Origin of the sequence: Maribacter halichondriae (genome assembly GCF_027474825.1) — a bacterium.
In the GTDB taxonomy this organism is placed as follows: Bacteria; Bacteroidota; Bacteroidia; order Flavobacteriales; family Flavobacteriaceae; genus Meishania; species Meishania halichondriae.
In genome coordinates this window covers 795,736-812,318 of the sequence record NZ_CP107030.1, presented here as the reverse complement: position 1 = coordinate 812,318, position 16,583 = coordinate 795,736, and the positions used below count along the sequence as shown (strand labels likewise).

At 41.7% G+C, this 16,583-nt stretch carries 15 protein-coding genes and 1 pseudogene; 1 reads left to right on the top strand and 15 read right to left on the bottom strand.

The window, feature by feature from the left end; genetic code table 11:
- Window positions 1–9: 9 nt before the first annotated feature.
- From N8A86_RS03695 to N8A86_RS03675, 5 genes and pseudogenes are all read right to left on the bottom strand, one after another.
- Entirely contained in the window at window positions 10–654 is a 645-nt protein-coding gene (locus N8A86_RS03695) for a response regulator (protein ID WP_273567845.1), read from the bottom strand.
- Window positions 651–1,907, bottom strand: coding sequence for a sensor histidine kinase (locus N8A86_RS03690; protein WP_273567844.1), 1,257 nt, complete (start codon window positions 1,905–1,907; stop codon window positions 651–653). Before N8A86_RS03690 ends, N8A86_RS03695 begins: the two co-directional genes overlap by 4 nt.
- On the bottom strand, window positions 1,892–2,626 hold the full coding sequence (locus N8A86_RS03685) for a tetratricopeptide repeat protein (protein ID WP_273567843.1): 735 nt from the start codon (window positions 2,624–2,626) through the stop codon (window positions 1,892–1,894). Before N8A86_RS03685 ends, N8A86_RS03690 begins: the two co-directional genes overlap by 16 nt.
- 10 nt (window positions 2,627–2,636) lie before the next feature.
- Entirely contained in the window at window positions 2,637–3,131 is a 495-nt protein-coding gene (locus N8A86_RS03680) for a hypothetical protein (RefSeq protein WP_273567842.1), read from the bottom strand.
- A gap of 100 nt (window positions 3,132–3,231) precedes the next feature.
- A pseudogene (locus N8A86_RS03675) lies at window positions 3,232–4,210 on the bottom strand (YpdA family putative bacillithiol disulfide reductase).
- A 179-nt stretch (window positions 4,211–4,389) separates the two neighbouring features.
- On the opposite strand from N8A86_RS03675, the gene N8A86_RS03670 reads away from it, so the two are divergent.
- The gene (locus N8A86_RS03670) at window positions 4,390–4,815 is read left to right on the top strand and encodes a CBS domain-containing protein (protein ID WP_273567841.1); all 426 of its coding nucleotides are present in this window, start codon (window positions 4,390–4,392) and stop codon (window positions 4,813–4,815) included.
- Here N8A86_RS03670 and rpe read toward each other — a convergent pair.
- From rpe to N8A86_RS03620, 10 genes are all read right to left on the bottom strand, one after another.
- Window positions 4,812–5,495: a ribulose-phosphate 3-epimerase gene (gene rpe / locus N8A86_RS03665; RefSeq protein WP_273567840.1), complete on the bottom strand. Its 684-nt coding sequence runs from the start codon at window positions 5,493–5,495 to the stop codon at window positions 4,812–4,814. The two genes, N8A86_RS03670 and rpe, sit on opposite strands and share 4 nt — an antisense overlap.
- Window positions 5,496–5,567: 72 nt before the next feature.
- Window positions 5,568–6,437, bottom strand: coding sequence for a tetratricopeptide repeat protein (locus N8A86_RS03660; protein WP_273567839.1), 870 nt, complete (start codon window positions 6,435–6,437; stop codon window positions 5,568–5,570).
- A 103-nt stretch (window positions 6,438–6,540) separates the two neighbouring features.
- Window positions 6,541–9,663, bottom strand: coding sequence for a WD40/YVTN/BNR-like repeat-containing protein (locus tag N8A86_RS03655; protein ID WP_273567838.1), 3,123 nt, complete (start codon window positions 9,661–9,663; stop codon window positions 6,541–6,543).
- 23 nt (window positions 9,664–9,686) lie between these two features.
- Window positions 9,687–10,781 (bottom strand): DmpA family aminopeptidase, encoded by a 1,095-nt coding sequence (locus N8A86_RS03650; protein ID WP_273567837.1) that lies wholly within the window; start codon window positions 10,779–10,781, stop codon window positions 9,687–9,689.
- Between the two features lie 122 nt (window positions 10,782–10,903).
- Window positions 10,904–11,476, bottom strand: a complete 573-nt coding sequence (locus tag N8A86_RS03645) for a DUF4256 domain-containing protein (protein WP_273567836.1) — start codon at window positions 11,474–11,476, stop codon at window positions 10,904–10,906.
- Window positions 11,477–11,531: 55 nt separating this feature from the next.
- Window positions 11,532–14,189 (bottom strand): c-type cytochrome, encoded by a 2,658-nt coding sequence (locus N8A86_RS03640; RefSeq protein WP_273567835.1) that lies wholly within the window; start codon window positions 14,187–14,189, stop codon window positions 11,532–11,534.
- A 74-nt stretch (window positions 14,190–14,263) separates the two neighbouring features.
- On the bottom strand, window positions 14,264–14,824 hold the full coding sequence (locus N8A86_RS03635; protein WP_273567834.1) for a hypothetical protein: 561 nt from the start codon (window positions 14,822–14,824) through the stop codon (window positions 14,264–14,266).
- A 78-nt stretch (window positions 14,825–14,902) separates the two neighbouring features.
- Window positions 14,903–15,355: a tRNA (cytidine(34)-2'-O)-methyltransferase gene (locus N8A86_RS03630; RefSeq protein WP_273567833.1), complete on the bottom strand. Its 453-nt coding sequence runs from the start codon at window positions 15,353–15,355 to the stop codon at window positions 14,903–14,905.
- Window positions 15,356–15,622: a VF530 family protein gene (locus N8A86_RS03625; RefSeq protein ID WP_273567832.1), complete on the bottom strand. Its 267-nt coding sequence runs from the start codon at window positions 15,620–15,622 to the stop codon at window positions 15,356–15,358.
- A gap of 139 nt (window positions 15,623–15,761) precedes the next feature.
- Complete coding sequence (locus N8A86_RS03620; protein WP_273567831.1) at window positions 15,762–16,577, bottom strand: 3-keto-disaccharide hydrolase; 816 nt, start codon at window positions 16,575–16,577, stop codon at window positions 15,762–15,764.
- Window positions 16,578–16,583: the final 6 nt, after the last annotated feature.

The following is a 16,583-nucleotide window of genomic DNA, read 5'->3' as shown; positions in this document are numbered from 1 at the left end:
TGGAATGTTCTAAGAATCCAACAACCCCATTTTTATGGCGTGTTTGGTCAACCCAGCTAAATTCTTTACCTGAAGTTTCGAAATCAGATTCTTTCGATAGCTTTCAATCGTATGTTTACTTAAGAACAAGGTATCGGCTATTTCTTGGGTCGTGTTTTCTTCGGCGATAAGTTTTAGCACTTCTTTTTCACGGTCTGTCAATGAAATTTCAGCTTGCTTTTTATTCTCGAACATGGCATCGGTATAGGCGCGCTTGATTTCCGTTGAGAAATACTTTTCTCCTTTGACGATGGTGCGTATGGCTTCTAGAAGTTCTTCTTTTTCGGCATTTTTAGGAACATAGCCATCCACATTGTTTCGAATCAGGGTATCGATCATCCCGCCATCAATATGCATACTTACCACTAGAGTTTTTAAAGTTGGGTAGTTATCCTTTATGATACTGTTAAGTTCTATACCATCGATTTCGGGCATAGTTAGGTCCGTAACCAAAAGATGCAGGTCATCCACCCCGTTGATATCTAAATATTTGACTACCTGTGCTCCATTTTTGAAGGTTGTGGTAACATCGAACTCAGGAGCATCCTTCAAAATGCTCATTAATCCATCGATGAACATTTGATGGTCGTCGGCTATGATCAGATTGTATTTCATGATATTTTATGTATTGGTATTTCTATTGAGATAATGGTTCCTCTTTTTAGCGTAGAATCAATATGCAATTTTCCTTTTAACTCTGCCACCCTATTCTTTATATTTTGAAAACCAATCCCATCGGTTGCAACCGTGGCATCGAACCCATTTCCATTATCTTCAAATAAGAGCGATAGCTCATCATCGATCAAACTCAAATGAATATCCACTTTTGTCGCTTCGGCATGTTTTAAGGTATTTGTCATTAGTTCTTTAACGATATTGAAAAGTTCTAATTGCTCCTTTTCATCAATGGTATTTATTTTTCCCTTCGGATGCGGATGAAAACCTATTTGAACCTGTCCCGTACCCGATATGGAGTTCAAATATTCTTGTAAGAGTCCCGTAAACTCATGTTCTCGAAATTTTTTGGGAATCAAAGTATGTGAAATATCCCTTACCAACTGATAGGTTTCATCCAATTGGTCTGAGATGGGTTTGAGTTTTTTTGAGGTGCCGTCCAAGCTCGCTAATTGTAATTTGATGCCGGCCAAATTACCTCCGATACTGTCGTGAAGTTCTTGTGCGATTCGCTTACGTTCTTCATCTTGGCCATCAATGGAGGCCTTAATCAAATTCAGTTCTTGTTCTTGTTTCAAAGCAGCCATCTTTTGCTTGTTCAGCTCTTCTTGCTGACTTGATAATTGACTTTGCGCCTGAAGCTTTTGATAGTAGACATATAATAGGGCGAATATTGGAATCAAGATGATGAGGAAACCGATTAAGAAAGCATTCTTTATCGTCTTTTGTCGCTTGAGTTCGGCAGCTTTTAAAATTTGGTCTTCTTGTAAGGAGTCAATTTCTTTTTCCTTCTGTAAGGTCTCGTACTGCACTTCGAGTTCCCTGTTCAACCTTTGCTGTTGTTGGGCACGAATTTGGGAAGTTACACCATCGAGTTGCGTCATTACGGCGTACGCATTTTGATAATCTCCCGTAGCTGCGAAAGTTCTTCTTTGAATTTCCAAAACCTCTTTTTGGTAATTAAGGTTTTCACGCTCTATTGCGTTTACATAAGCGGTGCTTAGGGCCGCGGTGGCCGCTTCGTAATTTTTTTCTTTATAAAAAACATGGGCGACTCTTATTGTTCCTTCAAAATAAAATACTGTGATACCGGCTTTAAGGCCTTTTTCTCTAGTTTCATTATATTGTTCGAAAGCTCGGTCATAATCACCTTCGATCTCTGCCAGTCGGCCTAGTTTTAAATTGACTTCCAATTCTTGGGTAAGGTTCCCAAATTTTTAGCACCTTCGAATGCTTTTTCGTAAAGTGATTTTGCCTCATCATATTCCTTTAGATTGAAGAATGCATCCCCAAGACAAATAAGGGCATCATTGGTAATTAAAGGTAGTTCATCTTCAAAAGCCGATAAACCCTCTTCCAAAACTGAAATGGCCTTATTTTCCTCTTCTTTCAAGATATATATTTTAGCCAGCCCTATCTTGTTTCTATAGACTCCTTTAGAACTATTGCCTTCTTCTCCACTCGTAATACCGTTTATATGCCATTTAATACTATTATCCAATAGTCCATTAAAACGGTTACCTACTCCGAGCATGTAATATGCTTTGGAGAAATGTATTTTTTTCGCGTTTTCTGGAGCGTCCCAAAGTGCTATCTCTTTTTTGTAGAGGTTTCCGTAGTACAAAATGGAGTCCGTATTGGCCTGATCTATATGGAATGCGGCCAATTGATCTATCACGGAGAAACGCTGTACGCCGTACTCGGCATTTTTCAACGCTTTGTAATAGGGCTCTAAAGATTCTTGTTTTGTATTGGGAATCGTGGAAAACCAAATTTTGTCACCACCCGAAGCCGGTACCAATGAATCGGTTTGGGCAGAAAGATGAAAACCCAGCAAACAGAATACAATCCAAAGATTGTCAAATAATCTTCGGATTGAACAATAAAGAAAAACAGGACGTATTTTCCTCATTTCTAATTTTTTAGCCTGGTAGGTAAAATCTTTTTAAATCATTTCCTTCCAATTCAACTACTTTTTTATCGATATATTTCATCAATTCGGGACAATCCCTTTCAAAATCATCACAAAGTACGGTTTTTGATTTTTGGCCTTTCATTAGGGTAACTCGTAGTTGGCTGGTACACGAAGATTCCGTTTTATACGTATCCTTAAGTTTCCAAAACCCTTCGTATTCCAATTCCTTGAAGAAATTGATTGTGAGAGAACTGTCTAAAGATACAGTGTTGTAAAGAATATATTTCTCGACATCATGAAACGAATTTGCACTTGGAACGAACACTATTGAATCAAAGGTCAATTGAAACGAGTCATCATGAAAAGCTCCTCTTTCTACTAAAAGTTTGTAGGATTTATAATTCTTCTCGTTTACATCTACTTTTGAAACGTTTGGGTTTCTATCGTAATATTTAGCGAGTGCAATAAAAATAAGTAAGGCTAAGGGGTATTGGATTTTCATAAGAACTGGTTTTGATGATACAAAGTTCTTGAAAATGAAGGCCTTGAAATAACCTTTATATGGTGAATCGGTGCTCCCTGAAAATTGGGGTGCATGTAGGCTAGCTATCCTTTTTAGTCAAAATGTCTTGGATGATGATAGGTGCGTGAATCCGGGAATTTTCTATAAACCATTTGTGGGTTTCCATACCTCCGCAAATAACTCCGGCTAGATAAAGTCCTTCAACATTGGTCTGCATGGTTTCCGGATTATAATTTGGAAGTCTTTTTTCGTCTGCCGAAAGTTCAATGCCCATTTTTTCCAAAAACTCGAAATTGGGCCTATATCCTGTCAATGCCAAAACAAAATCATTTTCAAGCGAGATGATTCCTTCTGGAGTTTCAATGATAATCTCATTTTCGGTAATCTCTTTGACTTCTGAATTGTAATATGCCTTAATGCTACCCTCTTCGATACGGTTAATGATATCGGGCCGTACCCAATATTTTACACGTTGGCCAACCTCGGGGCCTCTAATAATCAATGATACTTCTGAACCCTTTCTCCAACATTCCAGGGCAGCGTCGATGGCAGAATTGCTAGCTCCCACAACGGCTAATTTCTGACTGGCATAAAAGTGGGGGTCTTTGTAATAATGGGATACTTTGGGCAGGTCTTCTCCAGGAACGTTCAATACGTTGGGAAGGTCATAAAAACCAGTCGCAACGATTACGTTGTTTGCGGTATAGTTAGATTTGTTGGTCTCAATCGAAAATGAACTATCCGATTTGTACACTTGTTCCACCATTTCAAATAGATGGATGTTTAGCTCATTGCTTGTTACGATTCTTCGATAATATTCCAGAGCCTCGTTTCGCTTTGGCTTGGCCTCATTGCTGATAAAGGGAACGTTGTCAATCTCCAATCGCTCCGAAGAGGAAAAGAACTGCATGTTCACAGGATAATTGAAAAGCGAGTTGACTATTGGGCCTTTTTCTAAAATAAGATAATTGAGTGCCTTTTTTTGCTTCCAGTCCGCAGGCAATCCCGATAGGTCCACCACCTACAATGAGTATATCGAATACATTCTGTTTGTCCATTATGAATAACGAATAGAAGGCAAAAATACTGGATTTGTAAAGGAAAAACTAAGAGCCCGTTAAAAAGACTTGGCTGTGGTATGCGTATCATAAATTTGTGGGCAATAATGACAAATATCATATTTAACCCTTTTGAAAAGGGAGACCTTTAGGCTATACTAATTTTAAAATGATTGATTATGAGCCTTAGACAAAGAACTCCGATTTCCACTATTATGACCACCAATCTGGTAGTGCTGAACAAAACCGATGGACTTGATACTGCTGAGCGCCTTTTTAAGGAGCATAAAATTCGTCATATTCCCGTTGTAGATGGGGAAAGAGTAATAGGCATGCTGAGCCTTACCGATCTGCTTAGAATAAGTTTTGCCGATGGCGCCTATGAAGATGAGGAAAGTGTGGAAACAATCGTATATAATATGTTCACGGTACCTCAGGTAATGGCCAAAAATATTCAGAGTATCCCAGCTGATGTTACCATCAAAGAGGTAGCCGAGATTTTGGCCGAAAAGGAATATCACGCATTGCCTGTCGTTCAAGACGAAAAATTAGTGGGAATCGTAACCACTACAGATTTAATCAAATACCTGTTGGATCAATATTAGGTGCTGGCCAAGTTTGCCAATTCTGCAATAGTAGTGGTGGGATTTTTGGATTTGAAAACAAAACTTCCGGCAACGAGTACGTCGGCTCCCGCATTGACAAGGGCCTTAGCATTTTGTGAGGTTACACCACCTTTTTTTTTTTTTTTTTTTTTGTCTATTTCAATAAGCGTCTTGGCCCTTTTGTGCTGAATCAACGCCTTAAGGTCACGTACTTTATTATAGGTATTTTCGATAAACGACTGCCCACCGAACCCCGGATTGACACTCATCATACAGACGAGGTCGATATCTTTGATTGTATCTTCAAGCACGTTGATGTTTGTATGCGGATTTAGTGCGACACCAGCTTGCATTCCTTTAGCTTTTATAGCCTGTAGGGTTCTATGTAGATGGGTGCAGGCCTCGTAGTGCACCGTTAGAATTGCAGCCCCCAATTCGGCAAAAGTGTCGATGTAGCGATCGGGGTCGATAATCATCAAATGTACGTCCAAAGGTTTCGTGGCATGTTTTTGTATCGCCTTGATCACGGGCATTCCGTAAGAAATGTTCGGAACGAATACTCCATCCATCACATCGATATGATGCCAGTCTGCATCACTATTGTTGACCATTTCAACATCGCGTTGAAGATTTCCAAAATCTGAGGCCAATAGTGATGGAGCTATTTTTATGTTACCCATGGCGGTACGCTTGTTATTTAATGCAAAAGTAGTGAATTGAGAAGTTTCGCGACGAACGGAAAATCAATCAATTTAGTTGCTCTTCTTGTGAAAATACTGGATTAGATCACTCTCCGCGGCAATATATCCAAAGGAACTCCATGCGCTACTTTCTACCAGACCTTCCATAACCTCCTTGGATTTTTCTTTTTCATCATTGTAAAAATACCAGTTGGCCAGCCCATAGGCGACGGCATCGGAAGATGGACTACCAATTTCTATGGATTGTATGGAATCTATCGGAATCATTCCTTTATAAAACTTACAAAGGGTATAATAGTTGTCGTTTTCAATAACTTCGGCATCTTTATGAATGGGGTCCAACATTTTATCGGCAAGTTCGTTGTTGCCCAATCTTCTTTGGATCATATAAAGCCAATGGGTACTTGAGACCAGATTGTCATCATTATCTCCGGATTCACGGCATTTTAAATAGGCCTCGTACGCATTTTCGTAATCATACTTTAGATAATAGGCCAACCCCAAATGGTACCAGATATTACCGTGTAACGTGCTGACAGGAATATTCATGGCATTGGGCATGCCATCGGGTTCAATTTCGTTACCGGTACCTTCGATGAGTGTTGCCGCTTTTTCGAAATCGGCAATGGCCTTGTCAAAAGCTCTTATAGATATATATCGATGCCCTCGATGTCTATAAAATCGAGGATTATCCGGAAATTTCTCAATACCCTCGGAATATATACCAATGGCATCTTCATAGTTTCCCAAATAGGCGGTTCTTCTCCCATACCAGATGATATTCTCAGGATTGTCAGGGTCTTGTTCAAAAACTTCTTTAGCGGCCTCGTATTGATCCAACACTTTCCCCGAGGGTTCCGGAATTATATATTCCTTGCCCAGTGGGGTGACAAATGTGGTTTCGGAGTTTACGGTTTCCAATTTTTCAATAGCTGGAACTGCCTCCTCTTTTTTTCACTACGACAGCCTATGCAGAGGACCACGGCAATCAGATATAGTACTGCATTCTTCATATTGTAATAGTCTATTCGCTCTCTCCAATCGCTTCTGCACCGCTGTTTTTTAATAGGGTATTCACTTTTGGCAGATCGTTTTGCATTGTTGCTTTTAGGTTCCCCAAATGTTTTTCAAGCTCTGCCGATAGTTCTTTAAAAACCTTGTAGGCCCCATCCGTCGGTTTGGCATCTCCATCCTCAACACTTCGACGTAGCGAGGCCAAACGGTTATTTAACTTAATCGGAAAGTTTAAAGGGTCTTGACCTGATTGGTTTTTTACTTGGTACAATTCTTCTTCCACTGCGGCTAGTTTAGCTAGAAATGGAGCTACGGTTTTTTTAACATCGGCATTGGATATTTTTTCCTTGCTGGATTCTATCTGTTTCCTGATTTCCCGAATACGGATTACCGCCTTATTGGCAGCTGTCGTCTTTTGCATGATTTTATTCGCCAATTCGAACTGCTCTTTCAAATCTGACTCTGTGATACCCTTAAGGTTAGGATCCATTTGGATACCAAAGGAATAGGTTTTTTCGTAGTCCTTTGTCTTCATACGGACTTTATAGGTGCCTAATGGGGCTTTGGGCCCTCTTTGCGGACGTGCGCTCCAGATAATCATACCATCAAATTCGGTCGCGCCCGGATATCGTAAATCCCAAGTAAAGGTATTTATGCCCTTGGCAGTAGTCGGTTTCGAAGAACCGCCCTGCTGCCACCAGGGTAGGTCGGGGTCTTTTTCGTATTTGGGCTTGCTTCCAGTAAAAGTGTTGATTATTTGGTCATTTGCATCAAGAATCTCCAAAGTGATGGTGTCTTGTTGCTCTTTTAAATAATACTGAATCGAGGCATCTTGTATGCCACGCATCGCATCCGCAGGTTCAAAAAGTACTGCGGATTGATTTTTCATTTCGTCTTTATATTGGCGTAAAGGTTGGATATCATCTAAAATCCAAAAACCTCTCCCATGGGAACCTAAAACCACATCGTTATCCTTGACCACCAAATCGCGAATCGGCGTATCCGGAAGTTTTAACTGAAGACTTTGCCATAATTCGCCATCGTTCATAGAAAAATACACTCCGTGTTCGGTCGCCAAAAAAAGCAAACCTTGACGAATGGGATCTTCACGTACCGCCCTAGCGAAATGACCGTCTTCGATTCCGTTGATAATCTTTGTCCAAGTTTTACCATAATCATGGGTCTTGAAAACATAGGGTTGACGATCATCGACCTGATAGCGATTCGCCGCCAAGAACAAAGTGCCGGGCCGATGTTTTGATTCATCGATAATGCTGACCCTTGAGAATTTGGGCAAATCTTTGGGTGTAATATCTTCCCAGTTTTTACCTGCATCTCTCGTAATATGTATTTTGCCATCATCGGACCCGGCCCAAATAGTATTGATGTCGTGAATGGATGGAGCCAAGGCGAAAACTGTGGCATAGATTTCAGGTCCGTTCATATCCATGGTAATGACTCCGCCCGTTTTGCCCAAGGTTTCGGGATCCGCATAGGTCAGATCCGGACTTATCTTTTCCCAAGATTGACCATCATCGGTCGTTTTCCAAACATGTTGCGAACAGGTATACATGATATTAGGCTCCTGCGGAGCGAACATGATGGGGAAAGTCCATTGCCATCTTTCAGGAAGCGCACTTGCCGGTTCTCCCGAGAAAAATCTAGGGTATACTTGTATATCCCTTGACTGTCCATTGCTTCGGTCATATCGCGTTAATAGGGCACCTTGGCTTCCGGCATAGAAAATATCCTTGTTCTCCGGGTGTTGTGTAATCCATCCGCTTTCACCGCCACCGACGGCATAATACCATCCATGATTTGGGCCTCGGGCCTGCATATGGTCCCAACCGTCGCTTGGCATGGCCAAAGTACTATTGTCTTGCTGTGCTCCGGCAACGTGGTAAGGAACATCGCTTGTTGTCATTACATGATAGAACTGGGTAGTTGTATAATCTTGCTCCGTCCAGGTCTTTCCGCCATTGATACTTACGTTGCCACCACCGTCATTCGAATTGACCATACGATCAGGATTATTGGGGTCGATCCAGAGGTCGTGATTGTCCCCATGTGGGACTTTCATTGTGGTGTCAAAAGTCTTGCCACCATCGGTCGATTTGTAAAAGCCGGTATTGAGGCAATACACGGTTTCTTTATCCCAAGGGTCGGCATAAATTCTTGAATAGTAAAAAGCACGCTGTCGTAATTTACGCTCGTCGTTGGTACGTTCCCAAGTCTTTCCACCATCATCGGAACGAAAAACACCACCTTCATTAGCCTCGACAATAGCCCACACCCGATTGGAATCGGCAGGGGAAACCGTCACTCCGATTTTTCCTATTGGGGGAGCCGGCATACCTGTGTTGCTGGTCAAATCAGACCAAGTTTCGCCACCATCGGTCGATTTCCATAATTTGGAATCGCCTCCGCCGCCCCACATCTTCCATGCTTTTCGTTGCACTTCCCAAGTGCTGGCATACAGAACTTTTGGATTGTTTCGGTCAATAATCAAATCGACCGCGCCTGCTTTTGGACTTACGTATAACACTTTTTTCCATGTATTGCCTCCATCGGTACTTTTGTAAACACCACGTTCTTCATTATCCCCGTACGGGTGGCCGAGGGCCGCCACATAAACAATATCAGGATTGGTAGGGTGTATTCGAATACGTGCCACTGCCTGTGTTTCCTTCAGACCGAGATGGCGCCATGTCTTGCCGCCATCTTTTGTTTTATAGACTCCGTCACCTTGGGTTATACTTCCTCTTAATTGCACTTCGCCCATTCCGATATAAACAATATCAGGATTGGTTTCGGCCACGGCTACCGCCCCGACCGAAGAACTGGTTACTTGACCGTCTGTAACGGCTTCCCATTCGTTGCCACCATCGGTGGTTTTCCAAAGTCCGCCACCGGTGGCACCAAAATAATATTCATTGGGCCGACCCGGGCTACCGGCGCACCCTAAAGAGCGCCCTCCGCGATTAGGGCCGATATTTCGCCATTCAAGACCTTCATAAAAACTTTTGTCTATCGTAGCTTTTTGTAATGTTGTTGTTTTGGAGTTTCGTTGTGCCGTTATAATAGCACAGCTTAAAAATGAAAAGAGTAAATTAATTGTAATGTGTTTTTTCATTTTCTTGGTTTTATGTGGCGATTTTATTTCTTGATTCTATTGTATTTTTTCATCACAGCGATGACTTTTTCCACCGGGATGGCCTCAACGGTATGACCTTCCCTTCCCATCATTTTTTCCGCTGCGAACAAAGAGTTTAAAATGGCTTCTTCCGTTGCTTCTATGGTCGCTAAAAACAAGGGGGACAGGGCATCATTCCTTAGAACCATAGTTGACTTCACAAGCGAATCACTTGAATAGGCTATTAAATTTTCTTTTGCCGTGGAAAGTGCTATGACGTAATCTCCACTGCCATTAGAAGCGATGCCTCCTGTTTTTGCTAATCCCATGATGGCTCTTTTTGCAAGTCGTTCTAGGTTTCTAGCATCTAAGGGCGCATTGGTAATTACGACCATCATGCATGAGCCATCGACATCGTAATTGAATTGTTTGGGAATGGTATTCAGTTCTTTGGCTATGGGCACGCCATTTATTTCAAGTACGCCCCCGAAGTTCGACTGCACCAAAACACCCACTGTATATCCACCCAACGATTTGGGTAGTACACGGGAAGAAGTACCGATACCACCTTTGTATCCGAAACAAATTGTACCCGTACCAGCACCGATATTTCCTTCTTCAACGGCACCACCTTTGGCATTTTTAAGTGCGTTCAACACGTGTTCTTGGGTAATGTGCCGACCTCGGATATCATTCAGCCAACCATCGTTGGTTTCGCCGACAACTGAATTTACCGAACGCACATCTTCATTACCTTTTTGATCTAATGTATAAGAAATCAAGGCATCGGAGGCCGTCGGAACACTTAAAGTATTGGTCAAGATTATCGGTGTTTCGATATTTCCTAATTCTTTGACTTGACTATACCCCGCTAATTTGCCAAAACCATTTGCGATATAGATGGCAGCCGGCACCTTTTCTCGAAAAATGTTGCCCGAATGAGGTACGATGGCGGTAACCCCCGTTCTTATACTGTCGCCAATAGTCAGGGTGGTATGGCCCACGCTGACATCATCGATATCCGTAATGGCATTGTGCTTTCCGGTTTTTAGAACACCGATTTCAATACCATAATCGCGTATTCTTTTATCTTGGGAAAAACTATGTAGCGAAGTCATTAGAAGTATGATTAACGATATTCTAAAATTTAAGACCGGAGCAATGGGTCTCTTTCGAACCAATTGTTTTAGTAAATTACCAAGGTAATGTTCTTTCATTTTCAAATTGATGCTTTGCAACCCTAGATCTTCAGCGAGCCCCGAAACCCTCTTGCCGCATAATATGATTGTGCGCCGTTGTGATACACAAAGACATTACCATAACGAAAATCACCAAAGATGGCACCCCCAATTTTTCTAATCTCGGCAGGCGTTTTTAGCCAGCTCGATGTTTTAGTATCGAAATTTCCAAGGTTCTGCAACGTTCTATATTCGGTTTCCGTTAAAAGTTCAACGCCCATAGCATCGGCCATATCAACGGCGTTGTTCTTTGGTTTGTATTCTTTTCTTGATTCCTGTCCTTCTAAATCATAGGCTATACTTCTGCGTCCTTTCGGACTTTCCGCTGCACAATCGTAGAAAAGGTATTCGCCCGTCTTCTTGTCATACCCTACAACATCAGGCTCGCCACCTGTTCTTTCCATTTCATTGAGCGACCATAGTTTGTTGGTGTTGGCCTCAAGCTTTGCTTGTATATTATCCCACTCAATACCTTTATGGCGCGCCATATTTTTATAGAAGCGGTTTTTTAATACGCCAATGAGTTCTTCTTGTTTTTCTAATGACAACTTCTTTTTTATTTTCCATTGTCTCATAGTTTTCATACTACAGCTGCTAGCACCAGTGTAACACTCGCGCTAAGACTAGAAGTTACTTCCCTGTATAAATATTATGATCTTTATCCCCTCCTGACAATAAATAAGCATAAAGATCGATGATTTCTTTTTCGTTCAGTCGGTTGAGAAGTCCCGGAGGCATAGGCGAAATAGGAGAAAGTTCTTGTTTTTCTATATTCGACTTCGCCAATTTCAAAGTATATGACGGATTATATGGATTGGTCATAATACCTAGGGAATCTCCTTCTTCCGAAAGTAATCTGCCAATAACTTGTGACCCATCTTTTTTGTGAAAAATAGTATTGGCATACTGATCGGAGATCTCGTCACTCGGGCTGACCATGGCAAAGGTCAGGTTATAGCTATTGAATTTTGAGTATGCTTGGGTCAGATCTGGCCCGGTAGCACCGCCTTCGCCTTTCATTCTATGGCACGAAATGCACAAGGCCGCTTTGTATGCCCTTTCGCCTTTGGCAATCGTACTTTTATAGCCCTTACTGGTCTCCCAATAAATATCATTGATTTCACCCATGGTATAATTCTTACCAGGGCCAATAGGTTTCGGAAGGTCAGCCAGTACGTCGGTGGGGGAATAAATACCTGAAAGTTCTTCTAAATATTCTTTTTGGCCCTTTGGAACGTTTGCCATGGCTTTTTGTCGTACGTTCTCGATGTAGGCCTTAAAGCTCATGCCTCCTTTGGAGTTCATCACATCAAAGAACCATGTGAAATATTTTTCCCTAGCATCTTTGGTCCAACCTTTTTCGGCATGGCTCAGCAGCATTCCATAGTAAATAGATTCGCTGGGCGGCATTTGGGCAATGACATCGCGAATAAGTGGTCCATACTGTTCGCTACGTTCGGTGGCCTCTTCCGAGAGCATTTCGACACCTTCTGAGATAGTTTTTTCTTGGGCATGTTTTTCCAAAAGCTTTACCAGTTCGGTGGTTGCTCCCTCATCCTTTAAGTACAACAACAACGATCCAAGTTCTCTATTCAATCGGTTGCTGGCATACGGGAAATACGTTTTCAGCTTTTGCGCCGTTAATTTGGAGTGCTGCACATCAGGTTCGCCCATGCGGATAAACAGGAGTGTATAATTCCGCAACAAGGCGACTTGCTGGTATTCGCTAAGCGACTCTAAATTCAAAGGATTCAATTTTTCAAGAATTCTACCCTGAAGACTTTTATCTCCTTGATGGGCCAAGGCAATTCCGGCTTCGATAATCTTGGCCGGATTCTCTTCGGAAAAAAACCGCTCTTGCCATTGTACCACGGGTTGATGTTCCAATGCGACACGGGAAGCATATCGAATAAACCGGTCTGCATGGTCAAGATTTTCCCATGCCAAGGTAATGGCCTCAGGAGCTACTTCTGAATGGTATTTTTCAATGTTATGTCGTAGTACCCTAAGTTTTTCGGCATCTGTATCAGAGCTGTTTTCCGCGGTTTCGGAATCATTTCCGGTATATCGTAATCTGAACAAATGAGAGTCGATCCTGCGCCCACCCGTTGCAAAATAGAGGTTGCCATCGGTACCGGCAATCATATCCGTCAGGGGTAGGGGAGTGCCCGACAGAAACTCTTCCCGCTTCGCGGAATACGAACTTCCTTCTGCTTTAAGGTCAATAAAATAAACCGTACCAAAACTCCAGTCCATGATTAGAAGTCCGTTTTTGTATTTGGCCGGAAACTTCAAATTTGCTGCTGAAAGTACCGCTGTCGGCGACCCTTGCTCCAGATTATGCGCCGCCGGAAGATTATCGGGATAGTACGCAGGCCATTTACCAGACCCAGTGCGCCAACCGTATTCGCTACCACTGGTAACATGACAGATTCGGGTCGGGCGGTACCAAGGCATCCCGATATCCCATTCCATATCGGCGTCGTAGGCGAAAAGTTCGCCATCTTGGTTAAACGCCATATCGAACGGATTTCGATATCCTGCGGAAATTAAGGTCCAATCGCTGCCGTCAGGTTTGAACTTGGCAATCCAGCCTCCAGGGGCCTTGATGTCGTTGGCGTGCCCACGGGCGTCTAGATAAGGTTTGAACAGATTATCTTCTCCCCAATTGGTAGGAACCCGACTATTTTCAAATAAGGATTCGGGAACCAAAACATGGTTTCCCGCGATGAAGTAAATTTCTTGACCATCAGGACTCTCGACAAAACTATGTGGCCCATGTTCGCCAGAGCCTTCCAACTTTAGGAGCATCTCGATCTTATCCAATTCCCCGTCGCCATCTGTATCCGTAATTCTGTACACACCGCTGGCATTTTCTTGCTCGTCGGGCACATCGTTGTCCCAATTTTTATTGACCGCCACATAAAGGCTATTGTGCGCCCATAGGAGACCGTGTGCCTCCCCGATTTCAAGGTCCAGGGGCTTGATATTTTCAGGACTTAGCGTAGATCCCTCCTTAGGGGCATTGAAACGATAAATTTTACCATACTGATCGCAGGCATAAATCGTTTCATTGGGTCCTTGTGCCAAGGCAACCCATGAGCCCTGATCATTTTTGCTAGGTTGATATAGGCTTTCGAGCACAAAGCCCGGGGGAAGCTCAAAAGAAATTGAATCTATTTCAACCGTATTTGATTCTTCGACTATTTCGGTTTTGACTTCTTTTTTACAGGAGAAAAGAAGAATGCCCATGGCTAAAAGGATAATTGAGGTTTTGACTTTGTACATTATGTTAGGAATGATCGGTTATCCTATAAATGTACTAAAAACTGTTTGTGGATGGAAAAATAAAAATAAGCACATTACAGTTTGCCAAATTTGTAGCCTATTCTAACATGAAGATTGAAATTTACATCGGTCGTATTGACTTCACTAAAAAGAAGCTCGTAAACATCGACGCCCATACCAATGCCCACTTCGTAGTTCCAGCGAAAACTGATATTACGACGAATACCCCAAGTCGGAACGATAAAAACTGCTCCGTCGATTTCATCAATGGTATGTGGCGAAATCGCCCAAAATTCAGGATACCAACGAATTGCGACAGTAAGGTAGTTACTACTATTATGGAAGGTATTTTTGGTATTTCCTTGCCTTTTAGGGGAATTGTAGTACCAGCGTGGCTCAAAGGAGACTATTGGCACAAAAACGGGGTATTCGACTTCGCCGTCAGTGAGTCCGGTTAGGAGGGTGGCTTCCAAGCCAATTTCTGAACGAAAGGCCCAGTTGGGGGCTATTCTTGATTCGTTATTCAGCCAAATGCCTAAAAAGCCAGTTTGGACTCCGTTGATGGATTGGTCGACTACTTGGGCATTAACGGAAGATAAAAACAGTAAAAAAGCCAAGTAAGTAAGTGTTCTCATTTGGTCGGTGTCCTCATAATTGGAAACTTCGAAAATGTAATTTTAGTATTTGTTACTTATAATGTGAAAGAAATTACTTCAGTGAAGTTGTCGCAGTCCTTCATAAACTACTATACCCACGGCGTTGGCCAAATTCAGACTCCTAATATGTTCACTATACAGCGCTATTTTGTAAAGTGAATTTTTATTTTCGGATAGCAATGATTTTGGCAAACCGACGGATTCTTTTCCGAAAACCAAAAAGAGATCATCTTTATAATCAATGGACCAATGATTTTTTTCTGCATGGATTGAGAAGAAGACCATTTTCTTATTCTTATGCTGCGAAAAAAAATCATCGACATCTTCGTAAATGGACAAAGAGAGATGTTGCCAATAATCAAGTCCGGCCCGTTTTAGGCGTTTGTCATCCAATTCAAAACCAAAGGGTTTTACCAAATGTAGGTGCGAACCTGTGGCCAAGGCCAACCTGCCAATATTTCCGGTATTGTTCGGAATTTCGGGTTCGATAAGTACAATATTGAATGCCATCTATTTTTTAAGGGATTTAAGATACAACTGCTCCACCTTACTACGTGCCCATGGCGTTCGGCGTAGAAATTTCAGGGAGGACTTTATAGAAGGATTACTTTTAAAACAATTGATATTTATTTCGGAAGCCAGTTCTTGCCATGTGTATTCTTGGGTAAGATGTTCCAAAATGTCCAATAATTTTACACCATGTAAGGGGTTATTGGGTTGACTCTCAATATTTGGTTCCATGGATTTTTGTAGTATCAGTTTGTCCTTTTCACTCATTTTATATTAAAAAGGCATTAGCACTGGAGTTAGTGATTTTCACATTAAGAAACCCCAAGATGTTCAAATTGGTTAATGTAGTGAAGAGAAGACGGAATACGCTTAAAATATTTTTTGATTATGGATTAATGCTCAATTACTAGAGCGATTTTATAAAAATATTTCTGTAATAGATTTCAGCCCCTTCTGCCTGAAGTAAAATTTTTCCAGTTGTTAAAGGCTTAAATTCCTTACTGACTTCATCATAATACTCAAGGTCAAAGACTTCGTTAACTAATTTTCCATTGACCATAAACTTTGCACTATTTTCTTTCACCTCAATAATAACTTTATTCCACCCTTCTTTTTCCCAAAACCAATTTCTTGGGAAGCTTTGGTAACGTTTTTTTGGGTCTTCCCCTTTAGTAAATGTATCTCCATCCGGAGCGTAATGTTGATTGCTGGATTCAAGTTTGGTACTGCCGCGTACCCCAATTAGCCATAAATCTCCCGTATCTCCCTCTTGAATTTGGCATTCAGCACCACTGGCCCAAAAAATATCCTCATCAAATCCATGAAATAAGACCCCGGCATCTCTTACTGCTTCATCTCGGGGTTTAAATTTTTTTTCACCCCACTTATACTCCACGGACAGGATATAATTTTCATATTCTTTTTCTGAGATGAGTTCACCAAAAGGTTGTACAGAATTTGCTTCTAAATTTTTATAGGTGTGAATCATACCACCTTCAACGGAAAACAACTCTACATCAGATTGCTCATTGTCAGTTATTATGTTCCATCCATTAAAATCTTTACCATTGAACAAGGTTTCATAACCTTCTGGTGGATTGTTCAGGGAGACTTCAGTTGTAGATGATTCAGCTTTAGAGGCTTCAGTAGTATTATTTTCTGAATTACAACTTAAAAATATGGTTGGTATAATGTAAAGTAATATGGAAACAGAAAACTTCATGTTGAT